The organism is Lactobacillus sp. ESL0701 (assembly GCF_029433445.1).
Classification (GTDB): Bacteria; Bacillota; Bacilli; order Lactobacillales; family Lactobacillaceae; genus Lactobacillus.
In genome coordinates this window covers 242,646-261,626 of the sequence record NZ_JAQTIC010000001.1, presented here as the reverse complement: position 1 = coordinate 261,626, position 18,981 = coordinate 242,646, and the positions used below count along the sequence as shown (strand labels likewise).

Annotated in this window: 18 protein-coding genes, 1 pseudogene and 1 riboswitch; of the genes and pseudogenes, 10 read left to right on the top strand and 9 right to left on the bottom strand. The window is 40.0% G+C overall.

Annotation, left to right across the window (positions count from 1 at the left end):
- Window positions 1-343 precede the first annotated feature (343 nt).
- Both dapF and PT281_RS01190 read right to left on the bottom strand, forming a co-directional pair.
- Window positions 344-1,333 (bottom strand): diaminopimelate epimerase, encoded by a 990-nt coding sequence (gene dapF, locus PT281_RS01195; RefSeq protein WP_277151278.1) that lies wholly within the window; start codon window positions 1,331-1,333, stop codon window positions 344-346.
- Window positions 1,326-2,699, bottom strand: a complete 1,374-nt coding sequence (locus PT281_RS01190; protein ID WP_277151276.1) for an aspartate kinase — start codon at window positions 2,697-2,699, stop codon at window positions 1,326-1,328. Before PT281_RS01190 ends, dapF begins: the two co-directional genes overlap by 8 nt.
- A gap of 171 nt (window positions 2,700-2,870) precedes the next feature.
- Window positions 2,871-3,047: riboswitch (Lysine riboswitch) on the top strand.
- 77 nt (window positions 3,048-3,124) lie between these two features.
- Here PT281_RS01190 and lysA point away from each other — a divergent pair.
- The 7 genes from lysA to PT281_RS01155 are packed head-to-tail and all read left to right on the top strand — an operon-like array spanning window position 3,125 to window position 10,267.
- Entirely contained in the window at window positions 3,125-4,420 is a 1,296-nt protein-coding gene (gene lysA / locus PT281_RS01185; protein ID WP_277151382.1) for a diaminopimelate decarboxylase, read from the top strand.
- An 18-nt stretch (window positions 4,421-4,438) separates the two neighbouring features.
- Window positions 4,439-5,146: a 2,3,4,5-tetrahydropyridine-2,6-dicarboxylate N-acetyltransferase gene (dapD, locus tag PT281_RS01180; protein ID WP_277151274.1), complete on the top strand. Its 708-nt coding sequence runs from the start codon at window positions 4,439-4,441 to the stop codon at window positions 5,144-5,146.
- A gap of 4 nt (window positions 5,147-5,150) precedes the next feature.
- Window positions 5,151-6,305 (top strand): N-acetyldiaminopimelate deacetylase, encoded by a 1,155-nt coding sequence (locus PT281_RS01175; RefSeq protein WP_277151272.1) that lies wholly within the window; start codon window positions 5,151-5,153, stop codon window positions 6,303-6,305.
- Window positions 6,306-6,320: 15 nt separating this feature from the next.
- Window positions 6,321-7,238: a 4-hydroxy-tetrahydrodipicolinate synthase gene (gene dapA / locus PT281_RS01170; RefSeq protein ID WP_277151270.1), complete on the top strand. Its 918-nt coding sequence runs from the start codon at window positions 6,321-6,323 to the stop codon at window positions 7,236-7,238.
- A 2-nt stretch (window positions 7,239-7,240) separates the two neighbouring features.
- Entirely contained in the window at window positions 7,241-8,008 is a 768-nt protein-coding gene (dapB, locus tag PT281_RS01165; RefSeq protein ID WP_277151268.1) for a 4-hydroxy-tetrahydrodipicolinate reductase, read from the top strand.
- Window positions 8,009-8,026: 18 nt separating this feature from the next.
- Complete coding sequence (locus PT281_RS01160; RefSeq protein ID WP_277151266.1) at window positions 8,027-9,205, top strand: aminotransferase class I/II-fold pyridoxal phosphate-dependent enzyme; 1,179 nt, start codon at window positions 8,027-8,029, stop codon at window positions 9,203-9,205.
- 12 nt (window positions 9,206-9,217) lie between these two features.
- Complete coding sequence (locus tag PT281_RS01155) at window positions 9,218-10,267, top strand: aspartate-semialdehyde dehydrogenase (protein WP_277151264.1); 1,050 nt, start codon at window positions 9,218-9,220, stop codon at window positions 10,265-10,267.
- Window positions 10,268-10,313: 46 nt separating this feature from the next.
- On the opposite strand, the gene PT281_RS01150 is transcribed toward PT281_RS01155, so the two are convergent.
- Together PT281_RS01150 and PT281_RS01145 are read right to left on the bottom strand one after the other, a co-directional pair.
- Complete coding sequence (locus PT281_RS01150; RefSeq protein WP_277151262.1) at window positions 10,314-10,685, bottom strand: hypothetical protein; 372 nt, start codon at window positions 10,683-10,685, stop codon at window positions 10,314-10,316.
- An 18-nt stretch (window positions 10,686-10,703) separates the two neighbouring features.
- Complete coding sequence (locus PT281_RS01145) at window positions 10,704-11,894, bottom strand: LCP family protein (protein ID WP_277151261.1); 1,191 nt, start codon at window positions 11,892-11,894, stop codon at window positions 10,704-10,706.
- Between the two features lie 158 nt (window positions 11,895-12,052).
- Between PT281_RS01145 and pepF the strand changes: the two genes are divergently transcribed.
- From pepF to PT281_RS01130, 3 genes and pseudogenes are all read left to right on the top strand, one after another.
- Window positions 12,053-13,861, top strand: a complete 1,809-nt coding sequence (pepF, locus tag PT281_RS01140; RefSeq protein ID WP_277151259.1) for an oligoendopeptidase F — start codon at window positions 12,053-12,055, stop codon at window positions 13,859-13,861.
- A gap of 58 nt (window positions 13,862-13,919) precedes the next feature.
- A pseudogene (locus PT281_RS01135) lies at window positions 13,920-14,091 on the top strand (ABC transporter ATP-binding protein); the annotation flags it as partial.
- 184 nt (window positions 14,092-14,275) lie between these two features.
- On the top strand, window positions 14,276-14,716 hold the full coding sequence (locus tag PT281_RS01130) for a VanZ family protein (RefSeq protein ID WP_277151257.1): 441 nt from the start codon (window positions 14,276-14,278) through the stop codon (window positions 14,714-14,716).
- 1 nt (window position 14,717) lies between these two features.
- On the opposite strand, the gene PT281_RS01125 is transcribed toward PT281_RS01130, so the two are convergent.
- The 5 genes from PT281_RS01125 to pssD are packed head-to-tail and all read right to left on the bottom strand — an operon-like array spanning window position 14,718 to window position 18,976.
- On the bottom strand, window positions 14,718-16,130 hold the full coding sequence (locus PT281_RS01125) for a flippase (RefSeq protein WP_277151255.1): 1,413 nt from the start codon (window positions 16,128-16,130) through the stop codon (window positions 14,718-14,720).
- A gap of 10 nt (window positions 16,131-16,140) precedes the next feature.
- Window positions 16,141-17,244, bottom strand: a complete 1,104-nt coding sequence (locus tag PT281_RS01120; RefSeq protein ID WP_277151253.1) for a polysaccharide polymerase — start codon at window positions 17,242-17,244, stop codon at window positions 16,141-16,143.
- 36 nt (window positions 17,245-17,280) lie between these two features.
- Entirely contained in the window at window positions 17,281-18,030 is a 750-nt protein-coding gene (locus PT281_RS01115) for a glycosyltransferase (protein ID WP_277151251.1), read from the bottom strand.
- A gap of 11 nt (window positions 18,031-18,041) precedes the next feature.
- Window positions 18,042-18,527: a glycosyltransferase gene (locus PT281_RS01110; protein ID WP_277151249.1), complete on the bottom strand. Its 486-nt coding sequence runs from the start codon at window positions 18,525-18,527 to the stop codon at window positions 18,042-18,044.
- Window positions 18,527-18,976, bottom strand: coding sequence for a PssD/Cps14F family polysaccharide biosynthesis glycosyltransferase (pssD, locus tag PT281_RS01105; RefSeq protein ID WP_277151247.1), 450 nt, complete (start codon window positions 18,974-18,976; stop codon window positions 18,527-18,529). Before pssD ends, PT281_RS01110 begins: the two co-directional genes overlap by 1 nt.
- Window positions 18,977-18,981: the final 5 nt, after the last annotated feature.

Below are 18,981 nucleotides of genomic sequence, written 5' to 3'. Positions count from 1 at the left end.
TTATAATTCAGTATTGAATGTCACAATAAATTATGCTTTAATTAATTACAGAAGACAAAGTAGTAATACTAAATATACTATTTTTAAGGTGAATATACTAATAATAATAGATTTAATTACCTGCTAGATTAAACACCTAGCAGGATTGAGCAAATATATGCTCTATTCATTAAATCACTTACAGAAAACATGCTAGGCTGTTAGCCTAGCATATTTTCTTTCAAAAAGCTTTTATTAAATATCTTATCCAACTGGTAATACCTAATTATAAATTCAATTGTAATTGGGTATTTTTATTTGCTCAAAAAGGTTTGCCAGAATTCTTCAAGTTCTAACAAATTTTTTAGCTATTTTTGAAAGTAGACACAAATTTTAAATATGCGTCCTGTTCATCAGTTTCAACTAAACTAACCTGTTGCTGTTCAAATTCTGCTTCATGCAAGCATTTTTCTGGAAGGTATATCTGGTGGGTAACCGTCGCATTACCAATTAGTTCAATCCAATAGCCATTAACTCTTGAATGAATTTTTGTCTTCACTAAACCGCCCAGATTATAAACCGTTAGCAATTCATCGGCAGCTATCTGCTCTGGATAAGCTAAATGACCAGCCAAACTGGTCGCTGACATTCCCGTTCCACAGGCGTTAGTAAAGCCGACGCCGCGCTCATATGTTTCCACAAATAATTTGTTAGGAGCTAAAATTTGCGCAAAACTAACATTTACCCCACCTGGAAAATACTGATTGGGCTGATTTAGTTCCTGCCCCAACTGCCCTAAAATTTCATGACTTTCATGAATATCCGCCACAAAACTAATTAAGTGTGGATTAGGTACTGCTAGTGCCGTAAATTTTAAATTAGCAGAAAAAGCCGGAATTGGCTGATTAATAATTTTAGTGAACGGCAAATTATGCCAGCCGACATCATTTGCCGTAAATGAAACCGGCGCAATTTCAACACTAAAAGCCGGCACGCCAGGAGCCAAATCAGGATATTGCTGCACCCGTAAATTGGCGGCAGCGGTCTGCACCAAAAACTCACGCTGATGAAGTTTACCAGCTAAATACCGCGCAACCGTGCGCAAACCGTTGCCACACATCAATGCTTGTGAACCATCCTTGTTAAAAATGCGCATTTGCGCAATAGCTGCTGGAGCAGTTGCAGGTTCAACCACTAACAAGCCATCACTGCCGCCAAGTAGCCCGGTTTTACTATCCGTCAACTTAATCACCAAATTCTGTAACTCCGTTGTTGTCAGCGGCTTAACTAATTTAGTTTGGTCCAGCAAAAAGAAGCTGTTTTGTGAGCCATGAACTTTTTCTATATTAATCATTTGTTTCTGCTCCTTGCATGAAAAAATTGTTATAGATTTGTCTAACAGCTTCTGGCGCATCCTTACGTTTAGTTCCTAGCATAATTGAAATCCGTGACGCGCCCTGATTAATCATATGAACGCCAATGTTCTGGGCTGCCAAAGGCTCAATAATTTTAGCCATCACGCCAACTTTATTGCGCATGCCTTCGCCAACCACCATGATGATGGCATAATCATCAATCCACTCTAAGCTGTCGGGCTGCAACTGTGTCCGTATTTCTTGGCACATCTTTTCACGAATTCCAGCAGTAAACTGGCGATCATCGAAAATCACGGTCAAGTCATCAATCCCTGATGGCATATGTTCGTACGAAATATGGTACTTATAAAAAATTTGCAGCAGTTTCAAAGTAAACCCGACCTCTTTATTTAACAGATAGCGGTGTAAGTAAAGTGCTGAGAAGTGTGTCGCGGTTGCGACACCCGTAATTACGTTCACAGCATGAAAGTCCTTTGCCGGAACAATCATTGTCCCTTTAAGATTAGGATGGTTGGTATTTTTCACATTAATTGGTACATTACCAGCTATCGCTGGCAAAATTGCCTCATCGTGAAAAACTGAAAACCCAGCATAAGATAACTCCCGCATTTCCCGATAAGTCATTTTGCTGATTGCTTTTGGATGCGTGACAATTGCAGGGTTAGCCGAATAAATCGCATCAACATCTGTAAAGTTCTCATAAACCCTAGCATGAAAGCCGCGAGCTAAAACAGCACCTGTAATATCCGAACCCCCACGCGAAAAGGTGGCGATTTGTCCCTTTTTTGTTAAGCCATAAAAGCCTGGCACAACCAAATAACCACTCGGCAGATGATATTTAGCTAAATTGTCATAAGTTTTTGGCACAATCATGGCATCCTGTGGATTAGCTGTCACTTCAATGCCTAATTCGCCGCTACTAGCAAAATGAGCATTTAAGTTTAATTGCTGCAAAATTATTGCTAATAAGTGTGCATTTAATATCTCACCATGTGCCTTAAAAGCTGCTAATAAATAATTATTATTTTTATATTCTTTTTTTGGTAAATTGAACAGGGTTTGCTTTAGTACTGCCATTTTTTCGCTTGGCACAGAAAAATAACTGCCGATTTCTTCATAACGCTGCCAAATTTGCTCTTGAATAGCAGATAAACTTTGATTAGCTAAGGTTCTGTGTGCATAATCTATTAATAAATCCGTTATTTTATAATCAGTTTTATCCTGCTTGCCAGGAGCTGATGTAACGATGACTTTGCGCTCTGGATCAGTTGTAATAATTTTAATAATTTTTTCAAAATGTGGACCATCTGCTAGTGAGCTGCCACCAAACTTAACTACTTTCATTTTGGGTCAAATCCTTTTTGTAAAAAAATCCAGTTTGTATTTTCGCGAGTTTAGGTGCAATTCTAGCATTTATTTTTTTATCTGCAAGTAAAATATTTTTTCTCCGTGTAAATAATTTTGTTTTTTTAAATTAAAATCATTGACATTATTCTCAAAAAAATATAATATTTATGCAATCGAAGAGGTTGCAGTGACCATTAGTAAATTAGTCGAGTTTTGCTAAAACTATGAAGCTAATTAAAAGGGGAAGCTGCCGAAGCATTAATTCGCAAGCAGGAATTAACAGCTGGGTCATGGCTAAACAAGTCATGGACTGTCGTAGAAAAACTACGGAGCGCTTCCGACAATTTGATACCAGATATTAATTCGGTTCTTTTGTTTCAGCGCAAACAAAAGAACCTTTTTTGTTAGCTAATTTTGGAGGAATCAACTTGGTTACCGATAACTCACAAGGACATTTATCAATTGGTGGTTGCGATGCACTCGATCTCGCTAATGATTTTGGTACACCGCTGTACGTTTACGATATCAGCCTAATTAGGCAGCAATTACGACAATTTCATAAAGCATTCAAAGAAACCGGCATTAAATACGCGATTAGCTATGCCAGTAAAGCCTTTGCCATTAGGGCAATCGACCAAGTTATCGACCAAGAAGATGGTCATTTAGACGTTGTCTCAGCAGGCGAATTAATGACCGCTGTTCAGGCTAATTTCCCAATGGCGAACGTCAGCTTTCACGGCAACAACAAGTCGCTTGCGGAATTGCAGTTAGCTCTTGACAATCATGTGGGCACAATTATCGTTGATAATTTTTACGAATTGGAATTATTAAACAAGCTGCTGCCTGAGCAAAAGCAGCCGGTCAATATCATGCTTAGAATCGCGCCCGGTATTTCAGCCCACACCCACCGCTATATTCAAACCGGTCAAGTTGACAGCAAATTCGGTTTTGATGTCCAGTCAGGTCAAGCAGAACAAGCACTGAAGCAGGTATTACAAAATCCTAAACTGAACTTACGCGGTTATCACGCCCATATCGGTTCCCAGATTATGGCAATCGCAGGCTTTACCGCCCTAGTTCAAAAAATGGTGCAGCTTGCAGCAGATTGGCAGGAAAAATACCATTATCAGCCGCAAGTTTTAAATTTTGGCGGCGGTTTTGGCATCAAATACACCAATCAAGATCAGCCATTAGCGCCACAAGAATTTGTTCGCAATATGATCCAAACGCTAAAAAAAGAAATTGCTCAGACTAATTTAACCCTGCCAGAAGTCTGGATTGAACCCGGACGCTCCATTGTTGGTGAAGCTGGTTATAGCCTCTATACAATTGGCGCCCGCAAAAATATTCCTGGCATTCGCACTTACGTTAGCGTTGATGGCGGCATGGGCGACAATATCCGTCCTGCCCTTTACCAGGCTGAATATCAGGCGGTCTTAGCCGCTGATCCTCAGGCAAGTCCAGTTGAAACCGTGACAATTGCCGGTCGCTATTGTGAATCCGGCGACATTTTAGTAAAAGACCAAAAACTGCCTTTAAGCGCGCCCGGTGATATTTTAGCAATTTTGGCAACAGGAGCTTATGGCTACTCAATGGCTTCCAACTACAACCGTGTCGGTCGCCCCGCGGTTGTTTTCGCCGAAAACGGACATGCCAAATTAGTTGTTAAACGTGAGACACTTGCCGATTTAACCAGATTAGACCTGAATTATCTTTAAGTAACATAAGGAGAAGCCATGAAGCAAACTGCACAAGAAATTATTAATTTTATTAGCAATGCCCCTAAAAAGACACCCGTTAAGGTTTATTTACAAGGCAATTTAGCAAGTCTAGCTGTCCCTGAAAATATTGAGGCATTTTCAGATGACAAAATGGGAATTCTATTCGGTGATTGGGCAGATGTTCAGCCATTTTTAACCCAAAATAAAACACAGATTACCCACTATCATCTTGAAAACGAAGCCCGCAACTCCGCCGTGCCGTTACTTAATTGCACACAACTTGATGCTCGCATTGAACCCGGTGCGATTATCCGTGACCACGTCAAAATCGGCAAGCAGGCCGTGATTATGATGGGCGCTGTAATTAACATTGGCGCAGAAATCGGTGCCGGCACCATGATTGACATGGGTACCGTGATTGGCGGTCGGGCAATTATCGGTCAGAACGTGCATGTTGGTGCTAATGCCGTTGTGGCAGGAGTAATTGAGCCGGCCTCAGCTGATCCCGTTAGAATTGGCGATAATGTCTTAATTGGTGCTGGTGCCGCAATTTTAGAAGGTGTTGCGGTTGGCGAAGGAGCCGTAATTGGTGCTGGTGCGGTTGTGACGAAAGACGTTGCGCCTAAGACAGTTGTTGCCGGCGTCCCAGCCAAAGTAATCAAACAAGTTGATACCAAGACTAAAAGTAAAACTGGTCTAGAAGCCAGTTTGCGAAAGTTGTGATGACATGACAGCATTTAACGAACAAGAGTTAGTCAGAATTAGACGCCAGCTCCACCAAATTCCCGAACTAGCCTTAAAAGAAACAGCAACGCAAAAATTATTGCTGCGATTAATCAGCGAATTGCCGCAAGAATTTTTAACAATTAAGACTTTCCCCGCATTACCAACCGCAATTATGGTGCATGTCAGAGGGAAACACGCTAACAAGACCATCGGTTACCGGGCAGACATTGACGGTCTGCCTGTTACTGAACAAAATAACCTCCCGTACCAATCCCAAAATTCCGGTGTCATGCATGCCTGCGGTCACGATTTACACATGACGATTGCCCTTGGCTGCTTAAGCTACTTTGCTAACCAGCAGCCGCAAGACAATCTGGTCTTCTTCTTCCAGCCAGCCGAAGAAAGTGAGAGTGGCGCCAAAATCGCTTATGACCAGCAGCTTTTCAGCGGTATATTCGCCCTAGACGAAATTTACGCATTGCACGACACCCCACAATTACCGGTAGGAACTATTGGAACCAGACAAGGCACCTTATTTGCCGGAACAACTGAAGTCAATGTTGACCTTACCGGACAAGATGGTCACGCCGCCTACCCGCAAAATGCTAATGACATGATTGTTGCCGCCGCACAATTTATCACGCAAGTGCAAACAATTATCTCGCGCAGCATTGATCCCCTAAAGGCTGGTGTCATTACTTTGGGCAAAATGACCGCCGGCAGTGTCCGTAATGCCATTGCTGGTAGTGCCCACATCGAAGGCACGATTCGCGGTTTAACTCAAGATATGCTTGTTTTAATTAAACAGCGCTTGCGTGAAGTCGCTGCCGGCATAGCCACAAGTTACGGCGCAAAAGTTGAGATTAACTTTAACCAAGGCGGTTATTTTCCAGTTGAAAATGATCCAAGCTTAACCGCAGATTTGATTAATTATCTTAAACAAGCACCCCAAGTCAACTTTGTCGAAACAGAACCAGCAATGACCGGTGAAGATTTTGGTTATTTAACTAATCATATCCCGGGGGCAATGTTCTGGTTAGGTGTCGGTAACCATGGCTCCTTGCACTCGGCAAACTTTAACCCTGATGAACGGGCTATCTTAGTTGGCGTGCAAACCATGACTGGCTTTTTAAAAAGACGAATGCAACACAATTAATAGAAAGGATTAACAATGTTATTACAAGATGCAGAAATTTTAACAGCTATCGTCACCCCGTTTAACGATGATGACACGATTAATTATTCAGGGCTTGAGGAACTAGTCAATTATTTATTAGACCACGGCAGCCAGGGCTTTGTTGTTGGCGGTACCACTGGTGAAGTCGCCACCTTATCTAATGAAGAAAAGTTAGAACTTTACCAAAAATTTATTGAAATTACAGGCAATCGTGTGCCCGTAATCGTTGGTACTGGTTCTAACAACACGCAAGCTACGATTGAATTCAGCAGACAAGTCAGCCAAATAAAAGGACTAACGGCGCAATTAGTGGTCGTTCCTTACTACAACAAGCCTAATCAGCGAGGGATGATTGCCCACTTCACCGCAATTGCGGCACATTCAACACTGCCAATCATTATCTATAACATCCCCGGACGTACCGGCGTCACGATGAGCAACGCTACTATTTTAGAACTAGCAAAAAATCCCCAAATCATTGGTGTTAAGCAATGTACTACTGTTGAGGACTTGGAATACTTGGTTGAACATGCGCTAAGTGACTTTTTAGTTTTCAGCGGAGAAGATGCGCAAAGCCTTGCCGCCAAAACAGTCGGTGCCCAAGGAATAATTTCTGTTGCTTCCCACCTGTATGGTGACCAAATGAAACAGATGTATCAGGCATTAGATGCAGGTAACATTGCCGAAGCTGGAGCTTGGCAGCGTAAGTTAACACCTAAAATGGCAGCCTTGTTCATGTTTCCGTCACCATCCGGCGTTAAAGCCGCGCTAAATGCCCAAGGTTTTCATACCGGTGGCTGCCGCCTGCCAATCGCTAACTTAAGTGCTAATGAACAAAAGCAACTCGCCCGTGCACTCGGAATGCCAAATGATGATTTAAGTCAACCGATCAGATTACAGTTAGGAGATTAAGCATGATTAAAGTTTTAATTGCCGGTTTTAATGGCGCAATGGGAAAGCGAGCTGTCAAGCTAGTGCAAGAATTGCCAAACTATCAACTAGCAGCAGTCTTGTCACCTCACCTAAATAGCCTTGATCCAAGTGACTACCACTTAGACCAAAATACCGCAGTTTTTACTAAACTAGCAGATATCACCGGTCAATACGATATTTGGCTTGACTTCACGACTCCTAATGCCGTTTACGCCAATACTAAGTTTGCACTTGAGCACCAGATTAGGCCCGTTATTGGCACCTCAGGATTAACTGATTCCCAAACTGCCGAGCTCCAGACCTTGGCAAGGCAACTCAAAGTTGGCGGCATTATTGCCCCTAACTTCGGTCTGTCAGCAGTCTTATTAATGAAGTTCGCCAAAATGGCAGCCGCATATTTTCCCAATGCCGAAATTATTGAAATGCACCATGCCGATAAAAAAGATGCACCATCAGGAACGGCAATCAAAACCGCCCAAGAAATTGCCCAAAATCGGGATCCTAAAACAACTGCCGACTTTAACAACAATCCCGCACGCGGCAGCGATTATTACGGCGTGCCAATTCACGCGGTCCGCTTACCTGGCTATGTTGCCCACGAGCAGGTTCTATTTGGCGGCGCGGGAGAAGCTTTAACTATCAGACAAGACTCATTTGACCGCAATTCATTCATGTCTGGCGTCGAACTCGCCTTAAAGCAAGTTCTGCAGCTCGATGAACTAATTGTCGGTCTTGAAAACTTAATTTAATCCGAAGGAGTGCATTTTATGCCAGAACTAGCTGCTAATTTAGAAGCAATTGCTAATCAGCGTTTACTAACCACAACGCCATCAGCCATTCGTAAATTTGACCAAGAAATTTCTGGGATTCCTGGAATTATTAAATTAACTGTGGGCGAACCAGACTTAGATACACCAGAACATGTCAAACAAGCCGCGATTGCCAGCATTAACAACAACGAGTCACATTACGGTAGACAAATGGGTGATCTTAGATTATGTCGCGCAATTAGTGAATACCTAAAGCGCAAACAGAATTTAACCTATGACCCTGAAACAGAAGTGACTGTCACCGTTGGAGCTACTGAAGCCATTGCGACCACGATTGTTTCGCTCTTTAACGCCGGCGATGAAGTCATCGTTCCCACGCCCACTTTCGCGCTTTACTTTTCACTGCTGCACCTATTTGGTGTTAAGGCAGTTACTATCAATACGGCTGAAGATGATTTTTTATTGCAGCCAGAGAGATTAGCACAAACTTTAGCAGCGCATCCTAATGCTAAGGGCATCATCTTGAATTATCCCAATAATCCAACCGGTCGTGAATATCCCGAGAGTTTAATCAAAAAATTGGCTGCTATCTTAGAAAAACACCAACTATACGTAATTTCCGATGAAATTTATAGTGAGTTAATATACGACACCAAGCATTATTCCATCGCGCGCTGTCTTCCTAAGCAAACAATCCTAATTAGCGGCTTGTCCAAATCCCACGCCATGACCGGTTACCGTGTCGGCTACATCGTCGCCCCGCAAAAAGTAACTAAATTGCTGACTACCACGCACGGACTTTTAGTAACCGCTGTCCCCAATATGACGCAAGCTGCTGCTACTGAAGCATTATCAGTAAACGGCGATTCCGATCCGCAAAACGCCAGTAAAATTTACGCTGAACGTAAAGACCTGATTAGCACTAGCTTAAGGCAATTAGGTCTTGAGATTATTCCGCCAGAAGGTGCATTTTACTTATTCGTTAAAATTCCCACTGAATATGGCACTGATGATGTAAAGTTTGCGTACGACTTAGCACAAAAAGCCCGCGTCGGTTGTATTCCCGGCAGTGCTTTTGGCGAGGGCGGGATTGGCTATGTCCGCTTTTCCTACGCAGCTAGCTCCGAAAAGATTCGCGAAGCTCTTATAAGAATAGCCAAGTTTTTAAATAATTAAGGAAGTAATAATATGAATGGTTATAATGTTGCAATCTTAGGAGCCACTGGCGCTGTCGGCGGTCGCTTAATTAGTCAATTGGCGCAGTCCAAGATTCCCGTTAAGAATTTAAAGCTGCTCGCTTCTGCCAGATCAGCGAGTAAAGTCCTAAAATTCAAAAATGAATCCTTAACAGTCGAAGAAACCACGCCAGCTTCATTTAAAAACGTCGATTTAGTTTTGGCATCTGCTGGCGGTAATGTTTCCCAAAAGTTTCTGCCCATTGCCGTTCAAAGTGGCGCCGTCTGTGTCGACAACACCAGCGCCTTTCGCATGGACCCTGATGTCCCACTTGTAATTCCAGAAGTTAATCGCGAAGCGCTAAAAAGACACCACGGAATTATTGCCAACCCCAATTGCTCAACGATCCAAATGGTAATCACCTTGGCACCAATTTATCATGCTTTTGGGCTAAAACAAGTTATCGTCTCAACCTACCAGGCAGTTTCCGGTGCTGGTCAAGCAGCCTGGAACGAAATGCTGCACCAAGCGCAGCAGCGCCTAAATAATGAAGCAATGACCGCCAATATTACGCCGGTTAAAGGTGAACCGTACCACTATCCATTGGCCTTCAACCTCCTGCCGCAAATTGACGTTTTTGAAGATAACGGCTACACTCACGAGGAATGGAAGATGATCCATGAAACCAAAAAGATTTTACTGGACGACATGGATAGTCCCGACATCAAAGTCACGGCAACCTGCGTTAGAGTTCCCATCGAATTAGGACATGGCGAGTCGGTCTACATTGAAGTTGCTGATAAAAAGGCAACAGTTGCGGATCTACGACAGCAATTAACCAGAATGCCGGGAATTATTGTTCAAGACAAGCCAGCAGAGCAGCTCTACCCGCAGCCGCTCACTGCAGCTGGCAAGCGCGAAACTTTTGTTGGCCGCCTGCGTGCCGATGAAGAAAATCCCGGTGCCTTCAATTTATGGATTGTTTCCGATAACTTGCTTAAGGGCGCGGCTTGGAACACCGTTGAAATCGCCGAATGCCTAGTCGAAGACGGGTTAATTTAACTAAAAAAGCAATACCTGATTTAAAATCAAATATTGCTTTTTTCTATTATAGTCCTGCCTGTTTACGTTCCTGTTCATACTTTTGCAATGCCTGCAGAACCTGCGGCCAATAACGTTTAGGCAAAATTAATTGTAATTTGTCTTGATAGACCGGAAAATCACTAGCCTTCATTCCTGTGATCCGCGCCAGATCTTGGTCGGACAAGTGATATTCTCTGGTAATCCGCTTAATCTCAACGGACGCATGCCCGCGAAACCATGACCAAACAAAAAAGACAAGAGCAAAACCGCCTGCGGTCAAACCGGCATTGGGTACCGTCCAGCCAAAACTGCGCAGGCAGACAAAAAAGGCAGCGATAAAGGCAATCAATGCCGAAATTAAGCCATAAATAACCGGAAAAAGTGATTTTTTATGCATTTTGCCCTCCTAAAAAAGTTAATTACCAAAAATATTATTGCTGCTATTTGAATTTGAATCGTTAGCCGAATTGCCATTATTAGTATCGTTAGAAACAACCGAGGAATAAATCTGATAATTAGTGAAAGCATTCGGATCTTTCCACTTGATGCTATTTCGTTCCTCATTTAACTTATTAAGCCGCGTCTCATCATTATCTAAGACTTCTGTTTCAAGACCCAAATTAGTCCGCAGTTGATCCGAAGTTTTTTGCAAAATAGCAGTTGAAGCAACTTGAATCGAAGAGCCATTAATCCAGGCATCATGACCTTGAATATAGCCGCTCTCCAGGTTGTCCATGCAGCCGCGATAGTTCATTGCTAAGGCAAGCATATCATTGAAAGTTAAATTGGTTTTGACATATTTAGTAAAGATCTTAACCAACTTACGATAATTAGTAAGCGTATTGACCGACATCGCCTTGTGGACAACTGCTGTAATTACCTGCCGCTGACGCATCTGCCGACCATAATCGCCGCGAGGATCATCATGACGCATCCGAACATAAGCAACTGCATGCCGACCGTTTAAATGTTGCTTTCCTTTATGAAAATCACACCAGTCATATGAAAACTTAAACGGCACGTTGACATCAACACCGCCAACGGCGTCTACCAAGTTTTTCAATGCCTTCATATTAACTTCGATATAATAATTAACCGGCACATTAACTAGCGCCGAAACGGTCTTCATTGATGCACTACTGCCGCCAACACCATAAGCCGAATTAATTCGGAACATATTATATTTATCGCCGGGATCACCCAAGATATTAACCAAAGTATCACGAGGAATTGAAGTCATCGTTGCTTTATTCTTATCAGGATTAGCCGTCGCTAAAATTAAGGTATCAGAATTACCCTTATCATGTCGACCTTCAATTCCTTGGTCAACGCCAAGAATTAAAACCGAAATTGGCTGTTTATTAGCAATTCGCGCGGAAGTTGCAGTGTTACCATCTTGACCGTCAATTGCGCTATGCAGGCTAAAATACATGTGTGCTGCCCAAGCTAAACCACAGCTAACACACAAAACCATAACAATTCCAACAATGCGCATAAACGCATTCCCTTTTAAAGCAGCGGCCGGAGCCGCGAAGGCATGATTGCGATGAAGATTTAAAGAAGAGCGGTGGTGATAGTCTTCTCTTCGTTTAGAGTTTGGATTCATTCCTTTATCTATTCCCTTCCAATAACTGTCCAATGTATTTGTAACACTTTTAAACTTGAATTAAAATATTATCAAATATAATTAATAATATCTTATTTTTTGCTTTTTAGCATAATCATTATTAACATTAATTAGATATACAAAAGGAGAATTTTTTAATGACAATTCCAAAAAGAACCGCCGTTGCCGAAGAATTAAAATGGGATTTAACCCGCGTTTTTAAATCTGATACTGACTGGGAACAAGAATATACAACAGTCAAAACAAAAATACAAACTTTAAGCAAATTGCAGGCGAATTTTACCACATCAGGACATAACTTATATGATGGTCTAACTGAAATCTTAACAGTTGGACGTAAATTGGAAAAGCTCTACGCTTACGCGACATTATCTAGTGATGTTGACACGAGTAACGCCCATTATTTAGGCTATGTTGCCCAAGTCCAAGCTTTAGCCAGTCAATTTGACGCTGCGACTTCTTTTATTAATCCCGCAATTTTGGCGATTTCTGAAGCAAAACTAAGGCAATTTAAAGAAGACGAACCACAACTTAAAAATTACGATCACTGGCTCGACCAAATTACCCAAATGCGGCCGCACACCTTGTCAGCTGCAGAAGAAAAACTAGTGGCCGATGCTGGCGATGCCATGAGCACTTCCGAAAATACCTTTAATGTCCTTACCAATTCCGATATGGAATACGGCTACGTCCAAAATGATGATGGTGACATGGTGCAGCTTTCCGATGGTTTATATTCTTTATTAATTCAATCGCAGAATCGCGACGTGCGTCAAGATGCCTTTGACTCAATGTACGCTACTTACGGTCAATTCGAAAATTCGCTGGCTTCAACACTTTCTGGTGTTGTCAAAGAACATAATTATAATGCCAAAGTACATAATTATGATTCTGCACGCAGTGCCGCTTTACATGAAAATGGCGTCCCAACTGTGGTCTATGATACTTTAATTAAGGAAGTTGATGCCCACCTTGACCTGCTCCACCGCTACGTTAGTTTACGTCAAAAAATCCTGGGCTTAAATGATTTGCAAATGTGGGACATGTACGTGCCATTAACTGGTAAGCCGCTAATGGCTTACACCTTTGATGAAGCCAAGCAAGAAGCCAAAAAGGCTTTGACCCCACTAGGTACTGACTACTTAAAACATGTTGACTACATTTTTAATAACCGCGTCATTGATGTCGTTGAATCGCAAAATAAAGCCACAGGTGCATATTCTGGCGGCTCATACGATACCGACCCCTATGAATTACTCAATTGGGAAGACAATATCGATTCTCTCTACACACTGGTTCATGAAACTGGGCACTCCGTCCACAGCATGTACACACGTGAAACTCAGCCTTACGTGTACGGTGATTATCCTATCTTTGTCGCTGAAATTGCGTCAACAACTAATGAAAATATTCTCACAGAATACTTTTTGGATCATGTTACTGACCCTAAGACCCGCGCCTTTGTCCTGAATTACTACCTTGATTCCTTCAAAGGAACACTCTTTAGACAAACCCAATTTGCGGAATTTGAACAATTTATCCATGAGCAAGATGCTAATGGTGAACCATTGACTGCTGATCGCCTTAACAATTTTTATGGTGATCTGAACCAGCGTTACTATGGCAATAGTGTTGAACCTGGCGGTGACATTGCTAAAGAATGGGCTCGGATCCCTCACTTTTACTATAACTTTTATGTTTACCAATATGCCACTGGTTTTGCGGCAGCAACTGCCCTAGCTAATAATATTGTCCACGGCACTGCCAGCCAGCGCGAAGCTTATCTTGGTTATCTTAAATCTGGCTCCAGTGACTATCCTGTTGAAATCATGAAGCGCGCTGGTGTTGATATGACCAAACCTGATTACTTAGAAGATGCTTTTGCCACCTTTAGTAAACGATTAGATGAATTCGAGCAAATTGTCGCAAACAACTTTACAAAGTAATTCATCAATTTAATTAACTTTATTTTTAAGTATTTTATAATTTATATATTAAGAGTTGATGGCAGATGCAATCCGTTACGGCAACCGGTTAATTATGCTTCATCAGGGGCGTATCGCACTCGATCTCGCTTGGCGAAGAAAAGAAAAAGATGACTGTCCCCAAGTTAATGGATCTTTTCCAAAAGCACGTTGGCTCTGAATTAAAAGACGATGCGGTTTTACTTACCTAAAATAAAATCAATTACAAATAATACTTGCAGGTCATGCAAAAAAATAATATAACTATTAAGGAAACAAAAAAGTTTCTCACATCAAGAAAACGACTTCTGATCAGAAGTCGTTTTTAGTTTATAAATATAATAATTACGGTTAAAATTTCACAATAAATAATATGTATATTTAAGGATTTAATTTATGAAAAAACACTTCTACACAGCGGCTTGGCTGTTATTACTTGTCTTGATAGGTGCAGTAGGATACTTATGCTTCTCGCCTAATTTACCTGTTAGTCTGCCCGCTGACAGTCATCAGATTTCCTATATCATGGTCGGCAAGGCTCCCGTAGCTTACGTTCCCTTTCAAGAAATTGGTCAATTAGGATTTTGGCTAAACATTTTAATGACCATTCCCTTAGGGATAATTATTGCAGTAATTACCAAACATCAATGGCAGTTAAAATTAATTACGATCACTGGTACTCTAATTGGCTGCTTCATTGAAGTAACCCAATTTATTTTGGATAACCTATCATTAGCATCCCGCTGGGTAGATATTAATGACGTGATCGCCAACGGCTTAGGCTTCATTATTGGCTACTTGTTAGTTATAGTTGCGGTAAAATTGTTTTCCAAATAATCTAGTTAACCAATTTTTTAATGACTACTAATATTGAAGCTTTTAAGCCAAATAGTACTGCTAAATAAACAATCAGCCCCACTATAACTTCTACTATTAACATTGACCAACTAGTAGCAACTATTCGGTCAAGCCCTAAAACACATAAATACATAATTAACCCTGCAAGTAAATATTTGTCGAACTCATAAAATAATTCACGAAAACTCACTTGTCTTCGAATTACCCAAAGTTGATAGCTGGTTATTGCCGCTTCCGAAATAACTGTTGCCAGTGCGGCACCAACTGCACCATTTGAAATAATTAGAATAATATTGCCCAGCACGTTGACAACTGCCCCTAAAATAACCGAAACAGTATAATTTTTATTTTGATTTGTTGGCAATAAATACTGATTACCTAGCACATTACTCCAGGCGATTGGCAAAATCACAAAAGATTCAACCATCATAATTGGAATTACATCAATGAATTGAACCGTTAAAAATAATGGAATAAGCTTATGCGCGATTACTAACAGCCCAAAAGTCATTGGCACTGAGATTGCGGAAACAAACGAAAAACTTTTATACAGATATTCTTTTGTTTTACGATAATTTTTATTGGCAAAGGCATTAGCAACGTGCGGCAACATAACTGTTCCCGTTGCCGTAACTATTCCTAAAAGCATCTTTACAATTTTGTCTGATTGGTCAAAATAACCTGCTGCCTGGACACTTTTTAATGACCCCAGCATAGTTTTATTCAATACCCAATATATCTGTGAAGCCACTTGCGGAATAAATAACGTTAGCGCCGGCTTAAGGTGGCGCAAAATAGCCAACGACTTGAAGTCAGGACGACCAATATATCCTTTTAAACTAGGAAACATTGTCAAATTACCGATTAATAATGAAACAGATGAAATTAGGATATAGTAGACTAAATCTGCTGGAGATTTAACAAAAATAAAAATACTGATTACTGTTAATATCTTAACGATAAAGTTTCTGATAACAGTTACAGAAAAGTTTTCCACGCCCATAAAAAGCCATGAAATATCAAGAGCAGATGCAAGAAGTGAAAATGATTGCGCCCAATAATAGATATGATATTGCCGGATACATGACAAAAAAATCAGAAATAATAAAAACGATAAAATACTTGTAATAATTTTCAAAAATAAAATTTCATAAAAAGTTTGCGTAACTAATTTGTGGTTATCACGGACAAAAGCAATTTGCCGTTCAGCGTATAAATTAATGCCAATACTACCTAGTAGAATGAAGTATTGCATTGTAGCTGTAGTAAAGGAACTAATTCCTACTCCTCTGGGACCAACAACTTGAGCGATATACGGCGTAGTAATTAATGGTACAAGTACAATAAAAATCTGATATGCAACATTATATAAATAGTTTTTAAAAACTTTCATGTATCAACCTTTAATTTATTTCGGCTGGCAATTTCGCATCTTTACCCTGTTGTACACTAGATGCTAATAATATTGCGACAGGCATAAAAAGTTCAAAGTGCTGCAGTGAAGTTTCAGTGAAGCCCAGCAAGACATACATTGTGAAGATCATAATATCTTTAATCCTCATTTTCTTAATTTTCCATCCCATCATCACTAAAATATATAACAATTGGATTGTAAAAATTATTCCTTTTGCAAGTAGTGCCTGCAAATAACCATTATCAAACATTGCTGATTCTAGTTCAGGAGTTTTTAACAAATGAATACCATACATTGCATAAAATTGTTTGTATAACGCTAACCTGCCTGAGAGAAGATTATTCAGCAGCGGTGAATATCGATAAAATAAGGTACACAAAGAGATAGCAAAGATACCAACTGGAATTAGACACACTAACTTTGAAACGGTTCGATTAACTCTAAGATAGATTCTACTTCCTAATATAAACGCAATAACACAATAAAGCAAAATAACATAAGTTGAGGTTCTAGATTGAGTTTGCGTATAAATAATGTAAGTTAAATAACCCACTGCCAAATTAGCTACACGTATAAATTTATGTCGCTTAACAGAACAAAAGTCCAGTACTACTGCCAACCATAATTGCATTGCCACGTTAGGATGAGTGAAGCCCAGCGATTTTCTAAAAATATAACCGTTGCCGCGCCACATTTCAAAATCATTTGCACCACGACCAGTTAATAAATTAACCAATACTACTAGTCCAAAAGTAATACCCGCAGCAGCTGCCATCCACTTTAATATTTTGTTGTAATCAATATCACCCGTTGTGCGCAATACATAAATAAAGGTAATCATTAACGTACCCGAAATCATATACATCGCACTATTTATTAGACAAATAAACAGCGACAACAAAAATAAAAAAATGAAAGAATAGCTAAATTTATTATTTGAAAATAGAATTGTGAGCATTATTAACATACTTACAATTGCTTGAATCGCACTTGAAAGTGAATTAGAGATTATCCCCGCCCCACTTAAAATTGCCATCACTGAAACAACAACAGACATTATGATAATTAATTTAGTTACCGTAGTTGATTTCAAATGTAAACCCTCATCATCAATTACACAGCCGCACAATCACTTGATTAACCGCTTAAGGCTATTATAAGTGCCATAGCCCCATAAAAAATCAATGTAATGCTTCAGATATTTCTTTACTACTAGCACCTTTCCATTCGGTTTATTCTTATTTTTTTCATCTTTCCAAGAAGCAGCATAATGGTGAATTGAAATTGTATTGGGCTTAATAGCTAATTTTTGCCGCCAAAAATTTACAGGACAAAAATATGAGCTTGGATAAATAACTACATTATCAATCTTTTGTTTATTCCCGTTAAATTTAAATCCTCTTTCTGCTAGCAAGTGTGTTGTTATATCTGGACAAATTATTTGGTTGTACGTACTACCATCATGATCAATAAAATGCAGTTTCTGATACTCTTTAAGATTAGCCAAAATAAATTTGTTACCCTTAACGGCGCCAAAACCTCCACCTGTATTGACTGTAAACCGATCTTCACAGCCCAAATAAGCTTCCGCGGTCAAAATCGAATCCAAACTTTTAATTAGCTCAACATCGGTATCCAAGTAGATGCCACCATGATGATAAATTATATCTAAGCGAGCAACATCTGAGACGAAAGCCCATTGTTGTTTTTCATAGGCTTCCTTTGTAAAATTGTACTTATTAACGTCAAAATTACTTTCATCCCACCGCACAATTGCATAATCCGGACAATACTTTTGCCAAGAATTCATACAATACTTAACTTCAGGTGGCAAAGATGCTTTGCCAAACCAGCAGTAATTAATAACTTTAGGTATCATTTACGTATTCCTCAAAACAACTGCCGAACCAAAGTTTCTAAATTCTGATTAAATCTTTGATTATTACTGCGAAACTTGGGATGTTCAGTATCCTTTTCAGCACGAATTGCTTCAGCCAAATCTTCAATATTGGTAACAACTTTAATGGGAAAATCACGTTTTTGTAACTCAGTGCAAAAGATTAATTGATGATTATTAACGTGCTCGTTAAATTTTGCTTGACGCGGAACCACAATCGGCGTTTTACCTTGTCTAATGACTTCAATAAAAGAGGATGGTCCACCATGAGTAATAATTACCGCAGCCTGATGAATTAGTACCTGCATTTTAGCTGGTGAAATGAATTTTTCATACCGGCAATTTTGGGGCAAATAGGTGCTGTAGCCAATCTGAATAAATACTTCATCCGTAATTTTATTCTGCGACTTTAATTGATCGACTTTTTGGATTAAACGGTTAAATGGTTGTTCATGCGTTCCGACAGTTACAAAAATCATTAGAAAACACTTCCTAAATTTTTCGCCTTAGGATAAACTTCTTTCATTTCTTCCCACTGCACAATAAACAAGTCAGTAACAGGATAAACCAGTCTTCCTGTTAACGTAGCCTTGTCCATTCTGTCAAATACTTCGACATAAACAGTCTTTATTTTTAGCAGCTTACCAACATAAAAGAAGGGAACTGCAACCGCCGCACCAGAAGAAATTATCAAATCTGGTCGCTCCTGTTTAAGAATTTTAATTGCCAAAAAAGTATTCCTAATCAAATTTTTTAAATTCCGATTGGTTGGAAAATAGCACGAATACATTTTTTCCTTAGCCAATAAATTTACAGCATCTTCTTTAGGAAAAGTTACCCAAAAGCGATCTTTATCTTGCCAAAATCTTTTCAACATATATAAATGTGTTAAATGCCCACCACTAGAGCCAACCAAACAAACTTTCATGAATA

What these genes read in the sequence shown, in the direction of transcription:
- dapF (WP_277151278.1), bottom strand. Translation starts at nt 1,333, where the DNA reads ATGATTAATATAGAAAAAGTTCATGGCTCACAAAACAGCTTCTTTTTG.
- PT281_RS01190 (WP_277151276.1), bottom strand. Translation starts at nt 2,699, where the DNA reads ATGAAAGTAGTTAAGTTTGGTGGCAGCTCACTAGCAGATGGTCCACAT.
- dapD (WP_277151274.1), top strand. Translation starts at nt 4,439, where the DNA reads ATGAAGCAAACTGCACAAGAAATTATTAATTTTATTAGCAATGCCCCT.
- PT281_RS01175 (WP_277151272.1), top strand. Translation starts at nt 5,151, where the DNA reads ATGACAGCATTTAACGAACAAGAGTTAGTCAGAATTAGACGCCAGCTC.
- dapA (WP_277151270.1), top strand. Translation starts at nt 6,321, where the DNA reads ATGTTATTACAAGATGCAGAAATTTTAACAGCTATCGTCACCCCGTTT.
- dapB (WP_277151268.1), top strand. Translation starts at nt 7,241, where the DNA reads ATGATTAAAGTTTTAATTGCCGGTTTTAATGGCGCAATGGGAAAGCGA.
- PT281_RS01160 (WP_277151266.1), top strand. Translation starts at nt 8,027, where the DNA reads ATGCCAGAACTAGCTGCTAATTTAGAAGCAATTGCTAATCAGCGTTTA.
- PT281_RS01155 (WP_277151264.1), top strand. Translation starts at nt 9,218, where the DNA reads ATGAATGGTTATAATGTTGCAATCTTAGGAGCCACTGGCGCTGTCGGC.
- PT281_RS01150 (WP_277151262.1), bottom strand. Translation starts at nt 10,685, where the DNA reads ATGCATAAAAAATCACTTTTTCCGGTTATTTATGGCTTAATTTCGGCA.
- PT281_RS01145 (WP_277151261.1), bottom strand. Translation starts at nt 11,894, where the DNA reads ATGAATCCAAACTCTAAACGAAGAGAAGACTATCACCACCGCTCTTCT.
- pepF (WP_277151259.1), top strand. Translation starts at nt 12,053, where the DNA reads ATGACAATTCCAAAAAGAACCGCCGTTGCCGAAGAATTAAAATGGGAT.
- PT281_RS01130 (WP_277151257.1), top strand. Translation starts at nt 14,276, where the DNA reads ATGAAAAAACACTTCTACACAGCGGCTTGGCTGTTATTACTTGTCTTG.
- PT281_RS01125 (WP_277151255.1), bottom strand. Translation starts at nt 16,130, where the DNA reads ATGAAAGTTTTTAAAAACTATTTATATAATGTTGCATATCAGATTTTT.
- PT281_RS01115 (WP_277151251.1), bottom strand. Translation starts at nt 18,030, where the DNA reads ATGATACCTAAAGTTATTAATTACTGCTGGTTTGGCAAAGCATCTTTG.
- PT281_RS01110 (WP_277151249.1), bottom strand. Translation starts at nt 18,527, where the DNA reads ATGATTTTTGTAACTGTCGGAACGCATGAACAACCATTTAACCGTTTA.
- pssD (WP_277151247.1), bottom strand. Translation starts at nt 18,976, where the DNA reads ATGAAAGTTTGTTTGGTTGGCTCTAGTGGTGGGCATTTAACACATTTA.